Origin of the sequence: Nonomuraea sp. CA-143628, from assembly GCF_050942315.1 — a bacterium.
Lineage (GTDB): Bacteria > Actinomycetota > Actinomycetes > Streptosporangiales > Streptosporangiaceae > Nonomuraea.
In genome coordinates this window covers 5,431,703-5,453,218 of sequence record NZ_CP192072.1, presented here as the reverse complement: position 1 = coordinate 5,453,218, position 21,516 = coordinate 5,431,703, and the positions used below count along the sequence as shown (strand labels likewise).

General features: G+C 70.8%; 21 protein-coding genes. 8 read left to right on the top strand and 13 right to left on the bottom strand.

The annotated features are described in order from the left end of the window. Positions 1-592 precede the first annotated feature (592 nt). Positions 593-1,792: a glycosyltransferase gene (locus ACQP2T_RS24950; protein WP_433518457.1), complete on the top strand. Its 1,200-nt coding sequence runs from the start codon at positions 593-595 to the stop codon at positions 1,790-1,792. Here ACQP2T_RS24950 and mshC read toward each other — a convergent pair. From mshC to ACQP2T_RS24925, 5 genes are all read right to left on the bottom strand, one after another. Beyond that, on the bottom strand, positions 1,789-3,012 hold the full coding sequence (mshC, locus tag ACQP2T_RS24945; protein WP_433518456.1) for a cysteine--1-D-myo-inosityl 2-amino-2-deoxy-alpha-D-glucopyranoside ligase: 1,224 nt from the start codon (positions 3,010-3,012) through the stop codon (positions 1,789-1,791). The two genes, ACQP2T_RS24950 and mshC, sit on opposite strands and share 4 nt — an antisense overlap. Beyond that, entirely contained in the window at positions 3,009-3,674 is a 666-nt protein-coding gene (locus ACQP2T_RS24940; protein ID WP_433518455.1) for an NRDE family protein, read from the bottom strand. Before ACQP2T_RS24940 ends, mshC begins: the two co-directional genes overlap by 4 nt. Before the next feature lie 107 nt (positions 3,675-3,781). Next, a complete protein-coding gene (locus ACQP2T_RS24935) occupies positions 3,782-4,549 on the bottom strand; it encodes an SCO1664 family protein (RefSeq protein WP_433518454.1) in 768 nt (255 codons plus the stop codon). Then, a complete protein-coding gene (locus tag ACQP2T_RS24930) occupies positions 4,546-5,094 on the bottom strand; it encodes a DUF3090 domain-containing protein (RefSeq protein WP_219528509.1) in 549 nt (182 codons plus the stop codon). The genes ACQP2T_RS24935 and ACQP2T_RS24930 overlap by 4 nt, the downstream gene beginning before the upstream one ends. A 9-nt stretch (positions 5,095-5,103) precedes the next feature. Further along, positions 5,104-5,790 carry an MSMEG_4193 family putative phosphomutase gene (locus ACQP2T_RS24925; RefSeq protein ID WP_433518453.1) on the bottom strand — a complete coding sequence of 229 codons (687 nt, stop codon included), beginning with the start codon at positions 5,788-5,790 and terminating at the stop codon, positions 5,104-5,106. 64 nt (positions 5,791-5,854) lie between these two features. Between ACQP2T_RS24925 and ACQP2T_RS24920 the strand changes: the two genes are divergently transcribed. Continuing rightward, entirely contained in the window at positions 5,855-6,802 is a 948-nt protein-coding gene (locus ACQP2T_RS24920; RefSeq protein ID WP_358204678.1) for an aldo/keto reductase, read from the top strand. A 127-nt stretch (positions 6,803-6,929) separates the two neighbouring features. After that, positions 6,930-7,778 carry a hypothetical protein gene (locus tag ACQP2T_RS24915; protein WP_433518452.1) on the top strand — a complete coding sequence of 283 codons (849 nt, stop codon included), beginning with the start codon at positions 6,930-6,932 and terminating at the stop codon, positions 7,776-7,778. Positions 7,779-7,914: 136 nt separating this feature from the next. Here ACQP2T_RS24915 and ACQP2T_RS24910 read toward each other — a convergent pair whose 3' ends face one another. Both ACQP2T_RS24910 and ACQP2T_RS24905 read right to left on the bottom strand, forming a co-directional pair. Beyond that, entirely contained in the window at positions 7,915-8,358 is a 444-nt protein-coding gene (locus ACQP2T_RS24910; RefSeq protein ID WP_433518451.1) for a PaaI family thioesterase, read from the bottom strand. Between the two features lie 86 nt (positions 8,359-8,444). Next, complete coding sequence (locus tag ACQP2T_RS24905; protein ID WP_433518450.1) at positions 8,445-9,188, bottom strand: LysE family translocator; 744 nt, start codon at positions 9,186-9,188, stop codon at positions 8,445-8,447. Between the two features lie 125 nt (positions 9,189-9,313). On the opposite strand from ACQP2T_RS24905, the gene ACQP2T_RS24900 reads away from it, so the two are divergent. Further along, a complete protein-coding gene (locus ACQP2T_RS24900) occupies positions 9,314-9,766 on the top strand; it encodes an Lrp/AsnC family transcriptional regulator (protein ID WP_433518449.1) in 453 nt (150 codons plus the stop codon). A 95-nt stretch (positions 9,767-9,861) separates the two neighbouring features. Continuing rightward, entirely contained in the window at positions 9,862-11,037 is a 1,176-nt protein-coding gene (locus ACQP2T_RS24895; RefSeq protein ID WP_433518448.1) for a pyridoxal phosphate-dependent aminotransferase, read from the top strand. 13 nt (positions 11,038-11,050) lie between these two features. Here the strand turns inward: ACQP2T_RS24895 and ACQP2T_RS24890 are convergent, their stop codons facing one another. From ACQP2T_RS24890 to fabG, 3 genes are all read right to left on the bottom strand, one after another. Then, on the bottom strand, positions 11,051-14,005 hold the full coding sequence (locus tag ACQP2T_RS24890; RefSeq protein ID WP_433518447.1) for a hypothetical protein: 2,955 nt from the start codon (positions 14,003-14,005) through the stop codon (positions 11,051-11,053). Between the two features lie 143 nt (positions 14,006-14,148). Then, a complete protein-coding gene (gene fabI, locus ACQP2T_RS24885) occupies positions 14,149-14,913 on the bottom strand; it encodes an enoyl-ACP reductase FabI (RefSeq protein WP_358445481.1) in 765 nt (254 codons plus the stop codon). 1 nt (position 14,914) lies between these two features. Then, on the bottom strand, positions 14,915-15,610 hold the full coding sequence (fabG, locus tag ACQP2T_RS24880) for a 3-oxoacyl-ACP reductase FabG (protein ID WP_357958560.1): 696 nt from the start codon (positions 15,608-15,610) through the stop codon (positions 14,915-14,917). A 77-nt stretch (positions 15,611-15,687) separates the two neighbouring features. Here fabG and ACQP2T_RS24875 point away from each other — a divergent pair, with 77 nt between their 5' ends. Together ACQP2T_RS24875 and ACQP2T_RS24870 are read left to right on the top strand one after the other, a co-directional pair. Beyond that, a complete protein-coding gene (locus ACQP2T_RS24875) occupies positions 15,688-17,181 on the top strand; it encodes a TldD/PmbA family protein (protein ID WP_357958557.1) in 1,494 nt (497 codons plus the stop codon). 62 nt (positions 17,182-17,243) lie between these two features. Beyond that, positions 17,244-18,599 (top strand): metallopeptidase TldD-related protein, encoded by a 1,356-nt coding sequence (locus ACQP2T_RS24870; RefSeq protein ID WP_433519827.1) that lies wholly within the window; start codon positions 17,244-17,246, stop codon positions 18,597-18,599. A gap of 83 nt (positions 18,600-18,682) precedes the next feature. Here ACQP2T_RS24870 and ACQP2T_RS24865 read toward each other — a convergent pair whose 3' ends face one another. Beyond that, positions 18,683-18,895: a dodecin gene (locus ACQP2T_RS24865; RefSeq protein ID WP_225291326.1), complete on the bottom strand. Its 213-nt coding sequence runs from the start codon at positions 18,893-18,895 to the stop codon at positions 18,683-18,685. A 97-nt stretch (positions 18,896-18,992) separates the two neighbouring features. On the opposite strand from ACQP2T_RS24865, the gene ACQP2T_RS24860 reads away from it, so the two are divergent. Further along, entirely contained in the window at positions 18,993-19,307 is a 315-nt protein-coding gene (locus ACQP2T_RS24860; RefSeq protein WP_433518446.1) for a DUF3099 domain-containing protein, read from the top strand. A gap of 314 nt (positions 19,308-19,621) precedes the next feature. On the opposite strand, the gene ACQP2T_RS24855 is transcribed toward ACQP2T_RS24860, so the two are convergent. Together ACQP2T_RS24855 and moaA are read right to left on the bottom strand one after the other, a co-directional pair. After that, a complete protein-coding gene (locus ACQP2T_RS24855) occupies positions 19,622-20,428 on the bottom strand; it encodes an NTP transferase domain-containing protein (protein ID WP_433518445.1) in 807 nt (268 codons plus the stop codon). A 95-nt stretch (positions 20,429-20,523) separates the two neighbouring features. Further along, complete coding sequence (gene moaA / locus ACQP2T_RS24850) at positions 20,524-21,513, bottom strand: GTP 3',8-cyclase MoaA (protein WP_433518444.1); 990 nt, start codon at positions 21,511-21,513, stop codon at positions 20,524-20,526. Positions 21,514-21,516 lie beyond the last annotated feature (3 nt).

The window sequence follows — 21,516 nt, the reverse complement described above, 5'->3', positions numbered from 1 at the left end:
CGCCCACGCGGGCGACCGGGTACGAATTATCGCCCGATGATCAGGGAAAACTCGCTGTCCGGCGCCCCCTCCCGGATATCGGGCACGTTATCGGGAACCCTATAGATACCGGCACAGGCGCCGGCGAAGGCGCATATGTAGTGGTGCGCACGGGGACGTCAGCACCCGCCAGGACCTGGCCTGCCGAACGGCTCGGCAAGCGGTCCGGGAGCTGGCCGAAGACGGGCACCGGGTCGTCGTGACAGGCAAGGAGCACGAGCTCACCGCCTATGTCGCCCACAATGTCGCGGTCGGCCTCGGCGGAAGAACGACGCTTTCACAGCTGGCAGCCCTCATCGAGCGGGCCGGCGTGCTCGTGGCGGGAAACACCCGGCCCCGCGCACCCGGCAGCCGCGGTCGGTACGCCTGCCGTGAGCCTGTTCACCCCGCTCGTCCTGTCCGCCCGGTGGGCCCCTACGGAGTGCCCTCGGTGTCCAGCGGGCCCCGGCCGGGACACCAGGGGACTCAGGTCTGTCAAAGGTGACAAGCGAGCAGGTGACAAGCGAGCAGGTGGTCAAGGCAGTGGTGGTCAAGGCAGTGAGGGAGCTGACCAGTGAATGTCGATCTGATCTCTGAACACGCGGACCCCCTGGCCACGATCGGCAGCGTCGACTCCGGCGGCCAGAACGTCTACGTCGCCGCGCTGGCCGTCGCGCTGGGAGAGCGCGGGCACACGGTCGTCGTCCACACCCGCCGCTCCGATCCGGCCCAGCCGGACTCGGTGCCCCTGGCGCCCGGCGTCACGGTCGAGTACGTCACGGCCGGGCCCGCGGTTCCGATCCCGAAGGACGAGCTCCCGCTGTACATGCCGGAGTTCACCGACCGTCTCGCCGACCGCTGGTCCGTGCGCCGGCCCGACGTCGCGCACGCGCACTTCTGGATGAGCGGCCAGGCGGCCCTGCAGGCCACGGAGGACGTACCGGTGGTACAGACGTTCCACGCGCTGGGCACGGTCAAGCGGCGCTGGCAGGGCCCCGCGGACACCAGCCCGGCGCACCGCCTCGCGACGGAGCGCGAGATCGGCGCCCGCGCCGACAGGGTGCTGGCCACCTGCGGCGACGAGGTGAGCGAGCTGCTGTCGATGGGCGTGCCCGAGCGGCGCGTCGCGGTCGTGCCGTGCGGCGTCGACCTGACCGAGTTCTGCCCCCGGGGCCCGGTCGCGCCGCGCGTGGCCGTGGGCGCCATGCGCCCGATGGTGCTCAGCATCGGCCGTCAGGTGCCGCGCAAGGGCGTCGACACCGTGATCCAGGCCATGCGCGGGCTCCCCGGGGCCGACCTGGTGATCGCCGGCGGGCAACGGGACGGCGAGCAGGCGGCGCGGCTGCGCGAACTGGCGGCCGGGTGCGGTGTCGGGGACCGGGTGCACGTGATCGGCAGCGTCCCCCGCGAGCGGGTCCCGGCGCTCATGCGCTCGGCGGACGTGGTGGTCTGCGTGCCCTGGTACGAGCCGTTCGGCATGGTGGCGGTCGAGGCGATGGCCTGCGGCGTGCCGGTCGTCGCCTCCGCGGTCGGCGGCCACCTCGACACGGTCGCGGGCTGCGGCGTGCTGGTGCCGCCCCGCCGCCCGCGCGCGCTGGCCAGGGCCCTGCGCGACGTGCTCGCCGACGAGGACCGGCGCCGGGCACTGGGCGCGGCCGGAGCCCGGCGCGCCCAGGAGAGGTACGGCTGGGCCCGCGTCGCGCAGCAGACCGAGGCCGTTTACACGCAGGTGATCGACGGCAAGGTAGGCCGCCTCGCCGCGTCGTCCGTCTAGAGTGCGACGCCCAGCAGGGCGTCGGTCAGGTCGCGGACCAGGGCCGCCGCCGCCGGGTCCGAGCCGCCCTCGGACAGGGCCCGCTCGACCCAGGCGTCGACGGCGGCCAGCGCGCCCGGGGTGTCGAGGTCGTCGGCGAGCCGTTCGCGCACCTCGGCCAGCAACCGGCCCGCCTCGGGCGCGGTGGCGAGCCCGGCCGCCGAGCGCCACTTGGCGAGGCGGGCCTCGGCCGCGGCGAGCTGGGCCGGGACGTACTCCCAGTCTTCGCGGTAGTGGTGGGCGAGCAGCACGAGCCGGATCGCCATCGGGTCGTGCCGGCCCCGCAGCTTGGAGACGAAGACCAGGTTGCCCTTGGACTTCGACATCTTCTCGCCGTCGAGCGCCACCATCCCGGCGTGCGTGTAGAACTTGGCGAACGGCCACTCCCCGGTGGCCGCGTGCCCCTCGGAGGCGCCGCACTCGTGGTGGGGGAAGATCAGGTCGCTGCCGCCGCCCGCGACGTCGTAGCCGGCGCCCAGGTTGTCGAGGGCGATCGCGGTGCACTCGATGTGCCAGCCGGGCCGGCCGCGGCCGAGCGTCGTCTCCCATGACGGCTCGCCGGGCCGCTCGGCCCGCCACAGCAGCCAGTCGAGCGGGTGGCGCTTGCCGGGCCGGTCGGGGTCGCCGCCGCGCTCGCCGAACAGCTCGACCATGAGCTCCTCGCTGTAGCCGGACACCTGCCCGAACTTGGGCGCGTCCGCCACGCTGAAGTAGACGTCGCCGTCGAGGTCGTACGTGACACCTTTGGCCGTCAGCTTGGCGATGAGCTCGGCCACCCGGCCGACGACCTCGGTCACACCGACGTACTCGCGCGGCGGCACGATGCGCAGTGCCTCCATGTCGGTGCGGAACAGCTCGATCTCCCGCTCGGCCAGGTCCTGCCAGCTGACCCCGGTCTGCTCGGCCCGCTCCAGGAGCGGGTCGTCGACGTCGGTGGCGTTCTGGGTGTAGTGGACCTCGTGGTCCGCGTCACGCCACACCCTGCCGACCATGTCGAAGGCCAGGTAGGTGTTGGCGTGGCCCAGGTGGGTGGCGTCGTAGGGGGTGATGCCGCAGACGTACATGCGGGCGGTCGGACCCGGATCGCTCTGCCGGACCTGCCCGGCCGCCGTGTCGTAGAGCCGCAGTGGGACGCTCTCACCGGGAAGCGCGGGAATGGCGGGGGCAGACCACGATCTCATGCCTTTGAGCCTATCCGTCCAGAATCAGCGGTCAGGTCCGTGAACTCGTATGTCACGCCCTCCGCCGCCAGTGTGACCAGGGTCACCGACAGCGAGGCGAAGACGCGGCCGTCGGGCAGCTCGTGCCGGATGATCAGGGCCGCCGGGTCGGAGGAGGGGGCGGCGGCGATGAGCTCGCGCCAGTCGGCGGCGCTCTCGAAGCGCGGCCGGAAGGCGGCCACCCGTTCGTCTTCCGGGTTGAGACCGGTGTTGACGACCATGCTGGTGCCGTCGGGGACCGCGGAGGCGCTGAGCCGTTCCCCGTCCCAGCTGAACAGCCGCACCCGCGTCAGGTCGGCGAGCAGCAGGTGAAAGGGGTCGTAGCAGGTCAGGTCGACATCGGGCAGGTCATTGGCCGTGACGGCGAGGAGCGGCAGGTCGCCGCGGGAGATCTTGGTGGCCTCGGTCGCGGGCCGGCCGTGCCCGTTGAGGAGGGCGGCGGCGCGGCGCCGGGCGGGGTCGACGGCCAGCCAGGTGCCGCCCGCCTTGAGGTCGCGCCCGCCCACCACGCCGGGGTGTTCGGGCCAGTGCTCTCCCGGCCCCTCCCAGGGCCGGTCGGCGAACTCGTCTCGCACGCCCATCAGCGTCAGCGGCTGACCCGTCTTCACGATCACCGTGCACATAGGGCAAAGCGTAGTAAACGGTTTTCCATGGGCGACCAGGGGATGGCCGGTTGACGTGTCGGTCTACGGAGATGGCTGGTTGACGTGCCGGTCTACATCGTGTCGGTCTACATGGGCGGCCACGGGATGGCCGGCCAGTCGCGGGAGGGGTAGGGGTGCAGGCCGGTTTCGAGCAGCTTCCTGATCCGGTTCCAGGTCGCCTCGACCTCGGCGAGCGTGAGCAGCTCGCGCAGCCGGCGGCCGAGCTGACCCGACTCGATGTCGCGCTCCAGCTTGGTCAGCGTGGTCACGGCGTCGCGGGCCAGCGGCTTGCCCCGCCACTGCCAGAGCACGGTACGGAGTTTGTCCTCGGCGGAGAAGCAGACGCCGTGGTCGACCCCGTAGACGTGGCCGGTGGGCAGCGGCAACAGGTGGCCGCCCTTGCGGTCGGCGTTGTTGACCACCGCGTCGAACACCGCCATCCGGCGCACCACCGGGTTGCGGCTGCGTACGAGGCGCATGAGGTCGACCTCACGCTCGGTGTCGATCCACAGCTGGCACATGCCCGGACCGAACGGGCCCTCCCGCAGGACGGTCGGCGGCACGATCTGCCAGCCGGTCGCCTGGGAGACCTCGAAGGCCGCGACCTCGCGGGCGGCCAGCGTGCCGTCGGGGAAGTCCCAGAGCGGGCGCTCGCCGCGTACGGGCTTGTAGACGCAGGCGGCGGTGCGCTCGCCGAGCGTGATCGAGCAGTAGAGCGTCATGTTGGTCGCCTCGACGAGGCGGCCCGCCACTTCCAGGCGGCCGTCGCGGAGCAGCTCGAGCGCCCCCTCGTCCTCCATGGGCGACGGGTGCGACGGCGGCCTGGTAGCCGGTTCGCTCTCCGGAGCGCTCATGATGTCGCCTCACCCCCGCGATAGCCGTTGAGGCGGACGCAGACGTGTCCCTCGGGGTCGAGTGGCTGCCCGCAAAGGGGACAGGCCGGTCGGCCCGCAGCGACAAGCTGGAGCGCCCGCTGAGTGAACGCACGGGCGACCCCGGCACTGATCCGCACCCGCAACATGGCGGGCTCGGGTGCTTCGACGGCTTCCTCGTCGATGATCTCCTGCGCTTCGATCACCACCTGTGAAGTATCGGGATCCCAGGCCAGTGCCATGGTGCCGACCCTGAAGTCCTCCGTGACAGGCACCTCTAGGGGCTTGTCGTCCGTCAGGTCGGCGGGCGCCATGGCGGGCACGTGCGCGGTGCCCCCGCTGCGGCGCAGCACCTCGTCGAGCAGCTCGTCCAGCCTGCCCGCGAGCGCCGCCACCTGCAGCTTCTCCAGCGCTACCGTGGTCAGTCTGCCCTCGGCTCTGGCCTGCAGAAAGAAGGCTCGCGCGCCCGGTTGCCCCAAGGCACCGGCCACGAACCTCTCTGGTGGGTCGTAGTCGAAGACCGGCATAGCCTGACCTTACGTGGTTCCGGGTCCACCGCCGACGGCGGCATCGCTCCCGGAGAGTTTTTCTCCCCCGTCTTTCTCCTCCGAATCCTCGGGAAGCTGCAATTCCCCCATATCGTTAAGCCTGAGAACAAAGGGGCGCAAGGGGGCATAGCGAATGACGGTGAGAGCTCCGGGATCTGCAGTTATCCGCTGAAAGTGATCCAGGTGGAGTCCCAGCGCGTCGGCGACGATGGCCTTGATCACGTCTCCGTGACTGCACGCCAGGTAGACTCCCTTCTCCCCCAGGCGTAGATTCCACTCCCGCACGGCGGCCACGGCCCTGTGTTGCATTTCCGTCAAGGCCTCCCCTTCCGGAAATGTCACCGCACTGGGGTGCGCCTGCACCACCTGCCACAACGGCTCCTTCGCCAGTTCCTTGAGCGGCCGCCCGGTCCACGCTCCGTAGCCGCACTCCACGAACCGCTCATCGGTCTGTACGGCCATGCCGCGCCCTTCGGCGACGGCCTGGGCCGTCTCCTGGCAGCGTTCGAGCGGGCTGGAGACGATGGCGTCGAGCCGGACGCCCGCGATGCGCCCGGCCAGCGCCGCGGCCTGCGCCCGGCCCGCCTCGCTCAGGTGCACTCCAGGAGTGCGGCCGGCCAGCACCGGCCCGGTGAGTGCGGTGAGCCCGTGGCGGGCGAGAAGGAGGGTGGTCACCGACCAAGTGTCGCAGGCGTGGATCACGGCGTTTGACGCACCCGGGCGGTAACCTGGCGGGATCATGGAGCAGCGCTATGTCGGCCGGAGCGGCCTGTCGGTGTCCCGCCTGGGGCTCGGCACGATGACCTGGGGGCGTGACACCAGCGCCGACGACGCGGCGGCGCAGCTGCGCACCTTCATGAGCGCGGGCGGCACCCTGGTCGACACGGCCGACGTCTACACGGGCGGCGACGCCGAGCGGCTGCTCGGGCGGCTGCTGCGCGACTCGGTGCCACGCTCGGAGCTGGTGATCTCGACCAAGGCGGTGGTGACGCCGTCGGGCCGCCGGCCGCGTGACGCTTCCAGGCGCCATCTGATCGCCGCGGTCGACGACTCGCTCAACCGCCTGGGCCTCGACTACATCGACCTCTGGCAGCTGCACACCTACGACGCCGAGGTGCCGCTGGAGGAGACGATGGCGGCGCTCGACGCGATCGTCTCCTCGGGCCGGGCCGTCTACGCGGGCGTCTGCGACTACGCCGGCTGGCAGCTGGCCGCCGCCGCGGTCATGCAGCGGGCGATCCCGGGCCGCATCCCGATCACCTCCGCCCAGGCCGAATACTCCCTGCTGGCCCGCGAGCCGGAGCGCGAGCTGCTGCCCGCGGCCGAGCACGTGGGCGCGGGCGTGATGGCCTGGTCGCCGCTCGGCAGGGGGGTTCTGACGGGGAAGTACCGAACGGGCATCCCGGCCGATTCGCGGGCCGCTACGCCGCATTTCGCCGATTTTGTCCGCCCGTATCTCGACGAACGCAGCCGTCGTGTGGTCGAATCCGTGATGACCGCGGCCGACGGGCTCGGGGTCTCGCCGTTGGCGGTGGCACTCTCATGGGTTCGCGACCAACCGGGCGTGGCCTCCGCTATCGTCGGTGCCCGTACGCACGCTCAGCTCGCCGGCGCACTGACCGCCGAGGACGTGGTGTTGCCGCGAGAGATACGTGAGGCCCTGGATGACGTGTCGTCGCTCGACTGAGGGCGAACGAGAGTCATGCTCGCGTGTCACGCGTCGATACCGAATCGCAACTTTAGCCGGAAAACGCCTGCGACACACCGCCGATGTCCATAAAGATTTCCCCCGTAAGCGACGCAGGAGGGGACGGATGGGCAGCAGGACCGCGATCTCAGCTGGAGCTCTCGCGCTGGCGCTGGCCGCGATCCCGGTCGTCTCCTCGCCCGCACTGGCCGAGGCGGCCGACTGCAAACGCGGCGACGGGCTGCTGTCCGGGGTGACGAACGGCCTGTGCGACGTCGTGGAGGCGGTCACCGGCACGGTCGACACCCTCACGGGCGACACGCTCAAACCCGTGACGAAGAAGGTCGGCGGCACCGCCGACGACCTCCTCGGCACGGTGGGCGACGCGGTCCCGACGACGATCCCCACCAGGGCGGGGCAGCCCCAGCCGACTCCCTCGGACCAGGAACTGCTGCCCAACACCCTCAGCGAGGTCTGCCTCCCGGTGGTGGCCTGCGAGCATCAGGACGCCCAGCAGCGCAACAAAGACCCCGAACACGTCCTGGAGACCCCGTCCCCCGACGACTCCGCCAAGCCCACTCCGACGGCGAAGCCGAACAAGCGGGAGAAGAAGGACTCGACGACGACCCTCCCGACGGACGGCCCGACACCGCCAGAGACCGATTCCCACGAGCCGGACACGACCGCGGACCCGATCAAGATCCAGACGGCCGACACGGATGAGCCCCGCATCGACCTCCTGTGGCCCAACCCCTTCGTCCAGGACCTCACGGCTCCCCTGCGCGACCAGCCGATCATCCGCCCGTCGAAGCCCGCCTCGGACGTCCTGGGCACCTCCTTGACGATCGCCCTGCTGACCTCGGCGATCCTGGCGACCCGCATCGTCCAGCAGCGCCGCCAGCGCACGGAGCAGCCGGACTCGATCCCCTTCGAGCCGGCCAGAGCGAACAACGGCCGCCGCCACCGCCTGGCATAGCGCCCCGCACAACAGGTCCGCCACCACTGCATGGCTTAACGCCCCGCTCAACAGGTCCGCCGCGGACAGCTTGCCTCGTCCGTGGAGCGCCCTGCCACGGATCATCAGGGGCCGCAGGCGGTCACTGGGTGGATCCTCAGCGCAGGCAGATCAGCGTCTGCTGGCCGGTCGCGATGAGCTCCCGCTGGGCGCCGGTGACGCCGAAGACCTCGAGCCGGCACACCGTGAGCGTCCGCCCCGCCTTGACGACCGTCCCTTCGGCCTCGAGGTGATCACCCGTGGCGGGCGCGAGAAGGTTGATCTTGTACTCCACTGTCAGCACGTCCGCCGTCTCCGGGAAGAGAGTGAGCGCCGCGTAGCCGCCCGCGCTGTCGGCGATGGCGCTGGTGGCCCCCGCGTGGATGTACCCGTGCTGCTGGGTGATCTCCGGTCTGCTGGGGAGAACGATCTGAACGTGTCCCGGACTGATCCGCGACAGTCGGGCACCGAGGTGGCGCATCAGTCCCTGGAGTTCGAAGCTGGCCCGGACGCGGGCCTCGACCTCGGGGGCCGCCTGTTCCACCGGCGACTCGTCTTCCATGTGTCTCCTTGTATCGCGCTCACTGACGGTCCCGGACATTCCACCGCCTCTGGCGATCTCTCGCGACTTCCTGATGGAGTACGCGGTCAACCGGCCAGCTGCTCGACGAGCAGCAGCACACCGATCCCGACCATCGCGGCGCCGGAGAACCGGGTCACCGCCCGCGCCGCCGCGGGTCGCGCCCGCAGCACCAGCCGCGCTCCCGCGCCCACCCCCGTATAGACCACGGCGCAGCTGGCCACGTGAACCAGCCCCAGCACCACGATCTGCGCCGCGACCGGCCACGGCGCGTCCCGGTCGGCGAACTGCGGCAGCAGCGCCAGGAACAGCAGGAACACCTTCGGGTTGAGCCCGCTGATCCCCGCGCCCTTCATCACCTGACGCACCCACGAGCCCGCGACCCGCTCCACGCCGGCGGCCCGCTCCCCACCGGCCCGCTCTCCAACGGCCCGCTCCCCACCGGCCCGCTCTCCACCGGCCCGCTCTCCAACGGCCCGCTCCCCACCGGCCTGCTCCACGCCAGAGGCGCCCTCCGCACCGGCCTGCGGGGCCGAAGGGCGAGCGAGCATGCCGATCCCCAGCCACACCAGATAGGCCGCGCCCGCCACCGTCAGCACAGTCATCACCAGCGGCGAGCGGGCCACCAGGGCGGCCACTCCGGCCGCCACCACCGCGGTGGCCGCCAGATGCCCGATCAGCAGGCCGCCCACCGCCGGCAGCACCGTACGATGCCGCAATCCCGCCGCGATCGCGTAGGCCCAGTCCGCCCCTGGCGTCACCACGAAGGCCAACGACACCGCCCAGAACGCGGCGATGGTTCCGACGGGCATCAGCCTTCTCCTTCACACTCGCGTAACCCTCAAGGTGGATTCGACGGGGAAGTTTATGCCCGTATAGCCGAAAGGTGCTTCCAAAGTTTCCCTCAGAAGTGGCGCTTTGAGGGAGAATCCACCTCATGGACGACGTAGACCGGAAAATCCTTGCCGAACTCCAGCAAGACGGCCGGCTCACCATCACCGAACTCGCCGAACGCGTCCGCCTCAGCGTCTCTCCCTGCCACCGCCGCCTGCGCGCCCTGGAGCACTCCGGAGCGATCAGCGGCTACCGGGCCCATCTCGACGCCCACGCCCTGGGCCTGACGTTCGAGGCACTCGTCTTCGTCACCATGCGCGCCGCGGACCGCGACACCGTCGACGCCTTCGAAGCGGCCGTCGCCGCCGTCCCGCACGTCCTCCAGGCGCAACGGCTCTTCGGCGACCCCGACTATCTGCTGCGGGTCATCACCCACGACCTGCCCGCCTTCCAGCGGCTCTACGACGACCGGCTGGCCACCCTCCCCGGCGTCCAGCGCCTCAGCTCCACCCTCGTCATGAAGAGCGTCGTGGAGAACCGGCCCCTGCCCCTGTGAGCCGGTCGGCCCGGCAAACTGCGCATAAGCTCCTCTTTCATGACTCTGAGTGCAGTAAGGGGCGAAACCGCGTGACGGGCGCTGTAGATCGTGGGGTGAGAATCTCGCGACGCGCACAGGCCGTCGCGCCGTTCTTCGCGATGGAGTTCGGCAAGCACGCCGCGGCGCTGGAGTCCCAGGGGCATCACGTCATCAAGCTCAGCATCGGCGAACCGGACTTCGGCGCACCCCCCGCCGTGCTCGACGCCATGCGCGAGGCCATGGACGGCAGGCCGATGCCCTACACGGCGGCACTCGGACTGCCCGAGCTGAGGCAGGCGATCGCCCGGTTCTACCGGAACGAGCACGGCGTCGACGTCGACCCTTCCCGCGTCGTCGTGACCGCGGGAGCCTCGGCCGCCTTGGTGCTGGCCACGGCGGCACTCGTCGACACGGGCGACGAGGTGCTGATCGCGGACCCGTCGTACCCCTGCAACCGGCAGATCGTCGAAAGCTTCGGCGCCCGTGTCACGCTCGTCCCCGCCACCGCCGAGACCCGCTTCCAGCTGGACGCGGCATCGGTGAAGGAGAACTGGACGGACCGGACCCGAGGGATCATGATCGCCACCCCGTCGAACCCGACGGGCACCTCGGTTCCGGTCGGCGAACTGGCCGCGATCTGCGAACTCGCCCGCGAGCGTGACGCGTGGCGCCTGGTCGACGAGATCTACCTCAACCTGAGCGACCACGACGAGCGGGGCCGGCCGCCGCGAAGCGTGCTGTCGTTCGATCCCGGCGCCATCGTCATCAACAGCTTCTCGAAGTACTTCGGCATGACCGGCTGGCGACTCGGCTGGTGCGTCGTCCCGGAGATCCTCGTGCCGGCGATGGAACGCCTGGCCCAGAACTACTTCCTCTGCGCCTCCGCGCCCGCCCAGCACGCCGCTCTGGCCTGCTTCACGCCCGAGTCCCTGGCGGTCTGTGAGGCGCGCCGCGTCGAGTTCGCCGAGCGGCGCGCGCTCGTCCTCGACGGGCTGGCGCGGATCGGGCTGCCGGTACCCGTCCCGCCCGACGGCGCGTTCTACGTGTACTTCGACGTCGGCCACACCGGGCTCACCTCCTGGGAGTTCTGCGAGCGCGCGCTGGGGGAGGCGCACGTCGCCCTCACTCCGGGCAGAGACTTCGGCGTGCACACGGCGGAGACCCACGTCCGGCTCTCGTACGCGGCGCCGGCGGACGATCTTCGCGAAGGACTCACCCGGCTCGGGAAGTTCGTGGCCAACCTTCGATAAGCCGCGCGGCTGTTCACAGGTCGAAGGTGATGTCGTCTTGGTCGTCTTGATGAGGCCGTAGTCGCCGTAGGGTGGCGCGGTTGTCGATGTATGCCTGGTGGAACAGCTCTGGGTCGTGGGCGGCGAGCTCCCGGTACAGGTCGACCGCTTCCTGTACTACCCGCACCTGCTCACCGTGCTCGCCGACCCGGTCCAGCGCGGCCGACAGGTTGCCCAGGGCTTGGCCAAGGACACGGCGGTGGGCGGGGTTGCTGTCTGTCAGCTCACGGCACAGGCCGACCTCTTCCCGTGCCACCTGCAGCTGCTCGTGGTGCTCACCCACCTGGTGCAGCGCGAACGACAGGTTGGCCAGGGCATCGGCGAGGCCGGACCGGTGAGCGGCGTTGCCGTCCGTCAGCTCACGGCACAGGCCGACCTCTTCTCGTGCCACCTGCAGCTGCTCGTGGTGCTCACCCACCCGGTACAACGCGACCGACAGGTGGCCCAGGGCTCGGCGGAGGGCTGGCCGAGAACCGGGGTTGTTGTCCGCCAGCTCACGGTACAGGCCGACCGCTTCCCGAGCCACCTGCAGCTGCTCGTGGTGCTCACCCACCTTGTTCAGCGCGGTCGTGCATTCGATCAGGGCCTCGGCGAGGTCGAATCGGTGGGCGGGGTTGTCGTCCGCCAGCTCACGGCACAGGCCGACCGCCTCCCGCGCCACCAGCAGCTGCTCGCGAGGCTCACCTACCTTGTTCAGCGCGGCCGCGAGATGGGTCAGGGCGTCGGCAAGGGTGGGCCGGAGGGCGGGGTCGCCGTCCGCCAGCTCATGGCACAGGCCGACCGCCTCCCGCGCCACCAGCGCCTGCTCGCGATGCTCACCCGCCCAGTGCAGCGCGACCGCGAGCCTGACCAGTGATCGGCCGAGAGCGGGTCGGTGGGTGAGGTTGTCGTCCGCCAGCCCGCGCCGCAGGTCGACCTCTTCCCGCGCCACCTGCAGCTGCTCGCGATGCTCACCCGCGTGGTCCAGCGCGACCGACAGGTTGCCCAACGCTCGGCTGAGGGCGCGCTGATAGGCCGGGTCGCCGTCCGCCAGCCCACGGCACAGATCAACCGCTTCCCGCGCCGCCAGCAACTGCTCGCGAGGCTCACCCGCCCCGTTCAGCGCGACCGACAGGTTGCCCAGAGCCTCGGCGAGGTCGAATCGGTGGGCGGGGGTGCCGTCCGCCAGCCCGCGCCGCAGGCCGGCCGCTTCCCGTGCCACCAGCACCTGCTCCCTGTGCTCACCCACCCGCTCCAGCGCGGCCGCGAGGTCGGTCAGGGCGTCGGCGAGTTCAGGTGGGGTGCCGGTGGCGCGGACGCCGTGCAGGCGGCGGCGGGTCAGCGTGAGGGCGCAGCGGGGCAAGGCGTAGGCGGGGGTGAGCCGCAGAAGCCGGGTGGTGGTGTCGGGGTCGAGGTCGGCGGCGGCAAGAGCGGTGGCGGTGGTGTGGTCCAGCTCGCGACGGTTCGTGGCGGTGGTGAGGGCCGCGTAGATGGCGTGGCGGGCCAGCCGCACCGGGTCGCCGCCCAGCAGCTGCTCGAACAGCAGCCGGGCGGGTGGGTGATGTTCGCCGGCGCGGGCCAGCAGGGTCAGGATCCGGGCGGCCTGCTCCTCGGTCGGGTCGTTCAGCAGGTGGCGGGCGAACTGGCGGTCGCCCTCCGTACGGGTCAGGCTGGTGGTGATGAACCAGTCGGCCAGCAGGTTCGGGCCGATCGGCACTCCCGCCCCCGCGGCGGACGGGTAGAGGGAGTGTGCCCAGCGGACCAGGTTGGTGACCCGCTCGGCGGGGGCGTCGGCCAATTCCGGGACGCGCCTCAGCACTCCGATGGCCTCCGGCTCGTCGGCGGGGGCGAACAGGGCCAGGGCGGCGATGATCCGGGCCAGCAGCACGTCGGTGACCGGGCCGACCGCCCACCGCTCCAGTGCGGCGGTGCCGCGCCACCAGCGTGCCTCGTGCTCGAACAGTACGCCGGCGACCTCGTCCAGGGGCGCGGGTGAGCCGGTCGGCGCGGCTGGGCGTAACACCGTCACCATCGCCTGGGCCAGTACCTCGACCATGGTCTGGCCTTCCCGGACCGGCGCGATCGTGTCCGAGACCGGGGGCGCCGGCGTCGCCCGCGCGGTCGCGAACGCGCGGACGGCCTCGCCGTACCAGCGGATCAGGTCGGAGGTCTCCCCCAGCGGGAGCAGCGACATCACCGGGGCGCTCTTCACCAGCAGGGCGTGTTGTTCGGGGAGGTGAGCCTGTAGTGCCTGGCCGAGTTCGACGCCGTGCCGGGTGATCAACATCACCCGCAGCCGGGCCCGCCCCTCGTAGCGCGCCAGTGCGCCCAGCAGGCTCGCCAGGTCGGTTCGGGTGTCGGCGTTGTCGACCAGGACCAGTACCCGCGAGCCGGCCACCGCCGCGGCCGCGTCGACCAGGTCGGCGGCCTTGCCCTCGCGCAGCCAGCCGGCCACCCACCCGTCCGCGACGACCTCCTGGGCGGCTCGTAACGCCAGCCGGGTCTTGCCGCACCCGCCCGGCCCGTCCACCACCAGCAGGCCCAGCACCGCCTCCTCCTGGCACCAGGCCCACAACCAGTCCCGCTCGCCGCGCCGCCCCCGGAACGGGGTAGGGCACGACTGCGGCAGCAGCAGCTCGAACACGCTGCGCTCTCCGCCGGCCAGGCCCTGCGGGTGGTGGATCAGCGGGTCCAGAGCCAAGTGCAGCGCCTCGATGGCCGCGGCGGCGTTCTCGGCTCGGGTCAACGCCATACCGAAGTACGCTCCGCTGGCGCCGGACAACGCGGCCGCCACGGTCGCGATCAGCGCCCGGCCCCACCAAGGCCACTCCCCCGGCACCACCACGGACGGTACCGCGGCACCGATGCTGGCCACCGCGACCAGCACCCACGGGTTCTTCAGCCGGCTGAGCGTCTTCAGCCTTGCCGGGTTCTTGAGCCAGCGCCCCATCACACCAGCATCGCCGCAAGACCACGCCGAATCAGCGGGAGAACCGGTAATCGATGGCATCCGGTTACCAGGCCCCGGCGATCGGTCACCGAATTCGGGCGACGCCTATGCGGCGTCGCCCCCGTTCAGCCTGTCAGGACAGGTCACGCGCCGATCGCGTGAGCCCCGCCGTCGACGTGGACGATCTCGCCCGTGGTGGCGGGGAACCAGTCGGACATCAGCGCCACGCACGCCTTGGCGGCGGGAACGGTGTCGGACAGGTCCCAGCCCAGCGGGGCGCGCTCCGGCCAGCTGTCCTCGAACTCCTTGAAGCCCGGGATCGACTTGGCCGCCATCGTGCGCAGCGGCCCGGCGGCGACGAGGTTGACGCGGATGTTCTGCTTGGCCAGGTCGCGGGCGAGATAGCGGTTGCACGACTCCAGGCCCGCCTTGGCGACGCCCATCCAGTCGTAGACCGGCCACGCCTTGCTCGCGTCGAAGTCGAGGCCGACGACGGCGCCGCCCTCCTTCATCAGCGGCAGGCAGGCCACGGCCAGCGACTTGTAGGAGTAGGTCGAGATGTGCAGGGCCGTGGCGACGTCTTCCCAGGTGGTGTTGAGGAAGTTGCCGCCCAGGGCGCTCTGCGGGGCGAAGCCGATGGAGTGGACGACGCCGTCGAGGCCGTCGACGTGCTCGCCGACCCGGTCGGCCAGCGTGTCGAGGTGCTCGGTGTTCTGGACGTCGAGCTCGATCACCGGCGGCGTCTCGGGCAGCCGCTTGGCGATGCGCTCGACCAGGCTCAACCGGCCGAACCCGGTGAGCACCACGGTGGCGCCCTCCTCCTGGGCCAGCTTGGCCACCGAGAACGCGATCGACGCGTCGGTGAGCACGCCGGTCACGAGGATCCGCTTGCCTTGGAGAATTCCCACGTCAGTGCCCCATTCCGAGTCCGCCGTCGACCGGGATCACGGCCCCGGTGATGTAAGAGGCGTCGTCACTGGCCAGGAAGCGGACGACGCGCGCGACCTCGCTCGGCGACGCCTGGCGACCGAGCGGGATGTTCTTGGTGATGGCCTCGACGTCGAGGTCGGCCGTCATGTCGGTGGCGACGAAGCCGGGCGAGACCACGTTGACGGTGATGCCGCGCGAGCCGTACTCGCGCGCCATGGACCGGCCGAAGCCGATGAGGCCCGCCTTGGAGGCGGCGTAGTTGGTCTGGCCCGCCGAGCCGGACAGGGCGACGACGGAGGAGACGAGGATGACCCGGCCGCGCTTGAGCTTCATCATGGGCCTGATGGCCCGCTTGGCCACGCGGTAGGCGCCGGTCAGGTTGGCGTCGATGACGTCGGTGAAGGTCTCCTCCTTCATCATCGCCAGCAGCGTGTCCTTGGTGACGCCGGCGTTTGCGACCAGCACCTCGACCGGGCCCTGCTCGGCCTCGACCTTGTCGAAGGCGGCTTCGACGTCGGACATGCTGGTCACGTCGCACTTGACGCCGAACAGCCCCTCCGGCGGCTCTCCCGATCGATAGGTGACCGCGACGGCGTCGCCGGCCGCGGCTAGTTCACGGGCGATCGCGAGGCCGATGCCGCGATTGCCTCCGGTGACGAGTACAGAGCGTGCCATGACACCTGACGCTATCTCCTACCGGCGGGTATCCACTTGTCCGGGGGATACAAGATCGCAGGGTTAGGATCGTGGACATGCGCCAGATCGATTCCGATTTCCTGGAGCTGCCGATGCGGCAGCTGGCGGACGCCGCCCTGCAACGCGCTCGTGACCTGGGTGCCGAGCATGCCGACTTCCGGTTGGAACGCGTGAGAGCCGAGTCGCTCAGCCTCTACGACGCCCGGCTCGAAGGAGCCATGGACGCCGACGACCTCGGCTACGCGGTCCGCGTCGTCAAGGGCGGCACGTGGGGCTTCGCCGCGGGCATCCATCTCACGCCCGAGGCGGCCGCGAAGGTGGCCGAGCAGGCCATCCGGGTGGCCGAGGTGAGCGCCCCGATCAACCGGGAGCCCATCGAGCTGGCCCCCGAGCCGGTCCACTCCGAGGTGGTGTGGGTCTCCGCCTACGACGTCGACCCGTTCGAGGTGCCGTCGGCGGAGAAGGTGGCGCTGCTGGCCGACTGGTCGGCCGGGCTGCTCAAGGGCGCCGACCACGTCTCGGCCCGGCTGCTGCAGGTCAAGGAGCAGAAGTTCTACGCCGACACGGCGGGCACGGTCACCACGCAGCAGCGCGTACGCGTGCATCCCAAGCTCAACGCGATGAAGGCGGCCAACGGCGGATTCGACGACATGTCGACGATCGCGCCTCCGGTCGGCCGCGGCTACGAATACCTGACGGGCACCGGCTGGGACTGGGCCGACGAGCTGGCCCAGCTGCCCGGGCTGCTGGCGGAGAAGCTGGCCGCGCCCTCGGTGGAGGCGGGCGACCACGACCTGGTGATCGACCCGTCCAATCTGTGGCTGACCATCCACGAGTCGATCGGGCACGCCACCGAGCTCGACCGGGCGCTCGGCTACGAGGCCGCCTACGCGGGCACCAGCTTCGCCACCTTCGACCAGCTCAACGAGCTCGTCTACGGCTCCCCGGTGATGAACGTGACCGGCGACAGGACCGTCACGCACGGCCTGGCCACGATCGGCTTCGACGACGAGGGCGTGCAGGGCCAGAGCTTCGACATCGTCAGAGACGGCATCCTGGTCGGCTACCAGCTCGACCGGCGGATGGCGCTGATGAAGGGGTTCGGGCGGTCCAACGGGTGCGCGTTCGCCGACTCGCCGGGGCACATGCCGATCCAGCGGATGGCCAACGTCTCGCTGGCCGCCGCGCCTGACGGGCCGTCGACCGAGGAGCTCATCTCGCGGGTCGAGCGGGGCCTCTACATCGTCGGCGACAAGAGCTGGTCGATCGACATGCAGCGCTACAACTTCCAGTTCACCGGGCAGCGGGCTTACCGGATCTCGCACGGCCGGCTGGCCGGGCAGGTGCGCGACTTCGCCTACCAGGCGACCACGACGGACTTCTGGCAGTCGATGGAGGCCGTCGGCGGGCCGCAGACGTACGTGCTGGGCGGCGCCTTCAACTGCGGCAAGGGCCAGCCGGGCCAGGTCGCGCCGGTCAGCCACGGCTGCCCGTCCGGCCTGTTCAGGGGCGTACGGATCCTCAACACCGTGCAGGAGGGTGGAAAGTAGTGAGCGAGCAGCGATCCGGGGCGGGCCATACCGGTCTGCCCGTTCAGATCTCTCCGCAGGACATGGTGGAGAAGGCTCTGGAGTTGTCCACCACCGATGGCTGCGTCGTGCTCGTGGACGAGGGGTCCACGGCCAACCTGCGGTTCGCGGGCAACACGCTCACGACCAACGGCGTGGCCCGCTCCGCCCGGCTGACCGTGATCTCGATCGCCGGCCAGGGCGTGGGCGTGGTCTCCCGTGCCGCCGTACGACCGGATCAGCTCGCCGACGTGGTGGCCGCGGCCGACCGGGCGGCGCGCGAGGCGCAGCCTGCCGAGGACGCGCGGCCGCTGGTCGAGGGCCTGCCGGCGAGCGCCTCGTGGGCCGAGCCGGTGACCCCGACCGACATCGGGGTGTTCGAGCGGTTCGCGCCCGCGCTCGGCGACGCGTTCGCCGCCGCGGAGGCGGGCGGCAGGAGGCTGTACGGCTTCGCGGAGCACTCGCTGACCTCGACCTTCCTCGGCACTTCCAGCGGGCTGCGGCTGCGCCACGACCAGCCGTCCGGGCGGCTGGAGCTCAACGCCAAGTCGGCCGACCTGAAGCGCTCGGCCTGGTCGGGCGTGGGCACCCGCGACTTCTCCGACGTGGACGTGGCGGCGCTCGACGCGTCGCTGGCCCAGCGGCTGGAGTGGGCCAAGACCCGGGTGGACCTGCCCGCGGGGCGCTACGAGACCCTGCTGCCGCCGAGCGCGGTGGCCGACCTGATGGTCTACGCGTACTGGTCCGCGGGCGCCAGGGACGCGCTGGACGGCCGCTCGGTGTTCGCCAAGCCGGGTGGCGGCACCCGGGTCGGCGAGCGGTTGGCCACGCTGCCGGTGACGCTCCTCAGCGATCCGGCCGCCCCGGGCATCGAGTGCGCGCCGTTCGTGGTCGCCCACGCCTCCAGCCGCGAGAGCTCGATCTTCGACAACGGCCTGCCGCTGTCGGCGACCGACTGGGTGCGGGAGGGGCAGCTCACGGCGCTGCGGCAGACGCAGTACTCGGCCGAGCTCAGCGGGCTGCCGGTCACGCCCTCGATCGACAACCTGATCGTGCGGGCCCCCGGCGACGGGCGCTCGCTGACGGAGATGATCGCCGACACCGAGCGCGGCCTGCTGCTCACGTGCCTGTGGTACATCCGCGAGGTCGATCCGCAGACGCTGCTGGTGACCGGGCTCACCCGTGACGGGGTCTATCTGGTCGAGCACGGCGAGGTCGTGGGCGAGGTGAACAACTTCCGCTTCAACGAGAGCCCGGTCGACCTGCTGGGGCGGGTCTCGGAGGTGGGTGCCAGCGAGCAGACGCTGCCGCGCGAGTGGGGCGACTACTTCAGCCGTACGGTGATGCCCGCCATCAGGGTGCCGGACTTCAACATGTCCACGGTCAGCCAGGCGAGCTGACCCTTTCCCGTAGCACTGGCTCATGAGCGCGTCCAGGACTCACCTGGGCGCGCTCATGGCCGTTTCAGCGGTGCTCGGGGCCGTCAGGCGTCCTCCAGGCGGAAGCCCACCTTCATGCCGACCTGGAAGTGCGCCACCTCGCCCGCGTCGATGTGCCCGCGTACCTCCGTCACCTCGAACCAGTCGAGGTGCCGCAGCGTCTCCGACGCGCGTCTGATCCCGTTGCGGATGGCCTGGTCGATGCTCTCCCCCGACGTGCCGACGATCTCGGTCACCCGGTACGTACGATCCGTCATCTCCACACTCCTTAGTCGAAGGCCATGATCGCATGACCGCTGCCGCCGCCCCTGGTCGCTGTCGCGGGCGGCGCACGCGGGGTCTACCGTTGATGTCATGAAGGGGTGGCGCAAGAAGCAGGACGTCCACCAGGTCACCGACGCGAAACCGTCGCTGAGCTCGGACATCCACCGGCGGGAGATCAGCTACCTCATCAAGATGGGGATCCGCACGCTGTGCCTGATCCTTGCCGTGGTCGTCCCGGTGCCCTGGCCGTACCGGCTGCTGTTCATCGCCGCGGCCGTCTTTTTGCCATACATAGCCGTAATCGGGGCCAATGAGAGGGGCAGGGATGCCCCTCCCCCTACCTTTCACACACCAGAAGCTAACCAAAGCGAGATACCAAGGCATCGACGCGAGATCGGGTCGTGACTAAGTCTTGACGCATCCCATGGGTTGTAGGTGTACGCTTTAGGCAAGCGCTCCGGTCCCCCGTCGGAGTGCTGGTGCCGGCGTTCCGGGCCCCCGTCGGAACGCCGATGAAGCGACGCCGGGTGGTTTGCCCCCGTAACCACCCGGCGTCGCCCTTTTCCTGGGGAAACTCTCACTCGGACGATCAGTCCAATGCCCCGGGACCCTGTTGGGTAGGGCCGCTTTCCCAAAATCGTTTACGCTCTCTGGCGCTCATTATTCGCTCAAAATTCGCAACTTTGAGCATGGCTTGACACCAACAGTTCGTTGGGGTGTCAACTCTCGGTCAGCGTCTCGGTCGTGGCCGCGCCCCAGTTCTTGGCGAGCGCGGTAATCCGGGCGACGGCGTCCTCGGGCGCGGTGCCGGCGCCCTCGGCGAGCCCCAGCAGATAGGCGGTCAGCGGCGCGGCGGGCCTGGCGACGCCGTGCGCCACCTCCTTGGTCAGGTCCAGGATCAGGTCCCGGTCGACGCGGGCCGGGTCGATGCCCAGCTCCTGGCAGGCCAGGGCGGTCCACTCGTTCAGCACGTTCATGCGAGCCTCCTCTAGATCGTCCATTGTGTCGCAGTCGAACCATGGCCGGCCGGACAGCGCGACGCGCGCGTGGATGAGCGGGCCGAGCAGCCCTTTCAGTGAGCGCCCGGTGTAGCCGTCCAGTGCTCGACGCAGTGTTTCGGCAGGCCAAAGGCTCAGCAGCCACTGCTCCCGCCCGCCGTCGTCCACCGTTACCACCCCGCCACCACCCGTGTCCGAGGCGTGGAGCAGCTCGGCGACGTGTCCGGCCCTGAGGTACGGGAGATCTCCGGCGAGCAGCACCACCTGTGGCGCCGTGGCCTCACGCAGCCCGGCCCGCAAAGCCGGAACCGGCCCGCCGCCCGGCGGATCCTCCCGCGCGAAGAACACCCCTGGCAGCGGGCGTTCGGGGCCGACCACGATCACCCTGCGGGCTCCGGAGACCGCCAGGACGACGCCCTCGATCATCGCCCGCGCCCCGACACTCAGACCGGGCTTGTCCAGACCGCCCAGCCGCCGCGCCTGCCCCCCGGCCAGGATGACCGCGTCGTACTCTCCGCCGATCGTCACGCCCCCACGGTACGCAACCCGGCCCCGGTCAACCCGCCCACCCCGGCTCCCGGCCCGGGCGGGGGCAGCGCCGCCCCACGTACGGCTGAAGAGGGCTAGCCCCCGATCGCCGACATCGGGCGGGACGGCTGGAGGAAGGACGGGTCGTCGATGCCGTGCCCGGCGCGCTTGCGCGAGACGGCGGCGATCCAGCGAGCGGCGAGCTCCTCGTCGGAGGCGCCGGCCCGCAGAGGCGTCTTCAGGTCGGACTCCTCGGTGGCGAACAGGCAGTTGCGGATCTGCCCGTCGGCGGTCAGCCGTACGCGGTCGCAGGCGCCGCAGAACGGGCGCGTCACCGACCCGATCACGCCCACCCGGGCGGGGCCGCCGTCCACCAGGAAGCGCTCGGCGGGGGCGCTGCCGCGATCCTCGAGATCGTCGGCCGTGAGGTCGAACGAGGCCGACAGCATCGCGAGGATCTCGTCGGCGGTCACCATGTTGTCGCGGCTCCAGCCGTGCTGGGCGTCGAGCGGCATCTGCTCGATGAAGCGCAGTTCGTAACCCCGTTCGAGGCAGTAGCGCAGCAGCGGCACGGCCTCGTGGTCGTTGATGTCGCGCATCAGGACCGTGTTGACCTTGACGGGGCGCAGGCCCATCTCGTGGGCGGCACTGAGCCCGGCGATGACGTCGTCGAACCTGTCGCGGTGCGCGAGCCGCTTGAAGGTGTCGCGGTCGAGAGTGTCGAGCGAGACGTTCACCCGGTCGAGGCCCGCTTCGACGAGCACCCCGGCCAGCCGGGCCAGGCCGATGCCGTTGGTCGTCAGCGACACCTGCGGCCTGGGATCGAGCGCCACGGTGCGGCCGACGATGTCGGGCAGCTCGCGGCGCAGCAGCGGCTCGCCGCCGGTGTAGCGGACCTCGGTGATCCCCAGCCGCTCGACGCCGATCGTGACCAGCCTGACGATCTCGTCGGCCGTGAGGAGCTGGGCGTTGGGCAGCCAGTCGAGCCCTTCGGGCGGCATGCAGTAGGTGCAGCGCAGGTTGCACTTGTCCGTGAGGGACACCCGCAGATCCGTCGCCACCCGTCCGAACGAGTCTCGCAACATGGC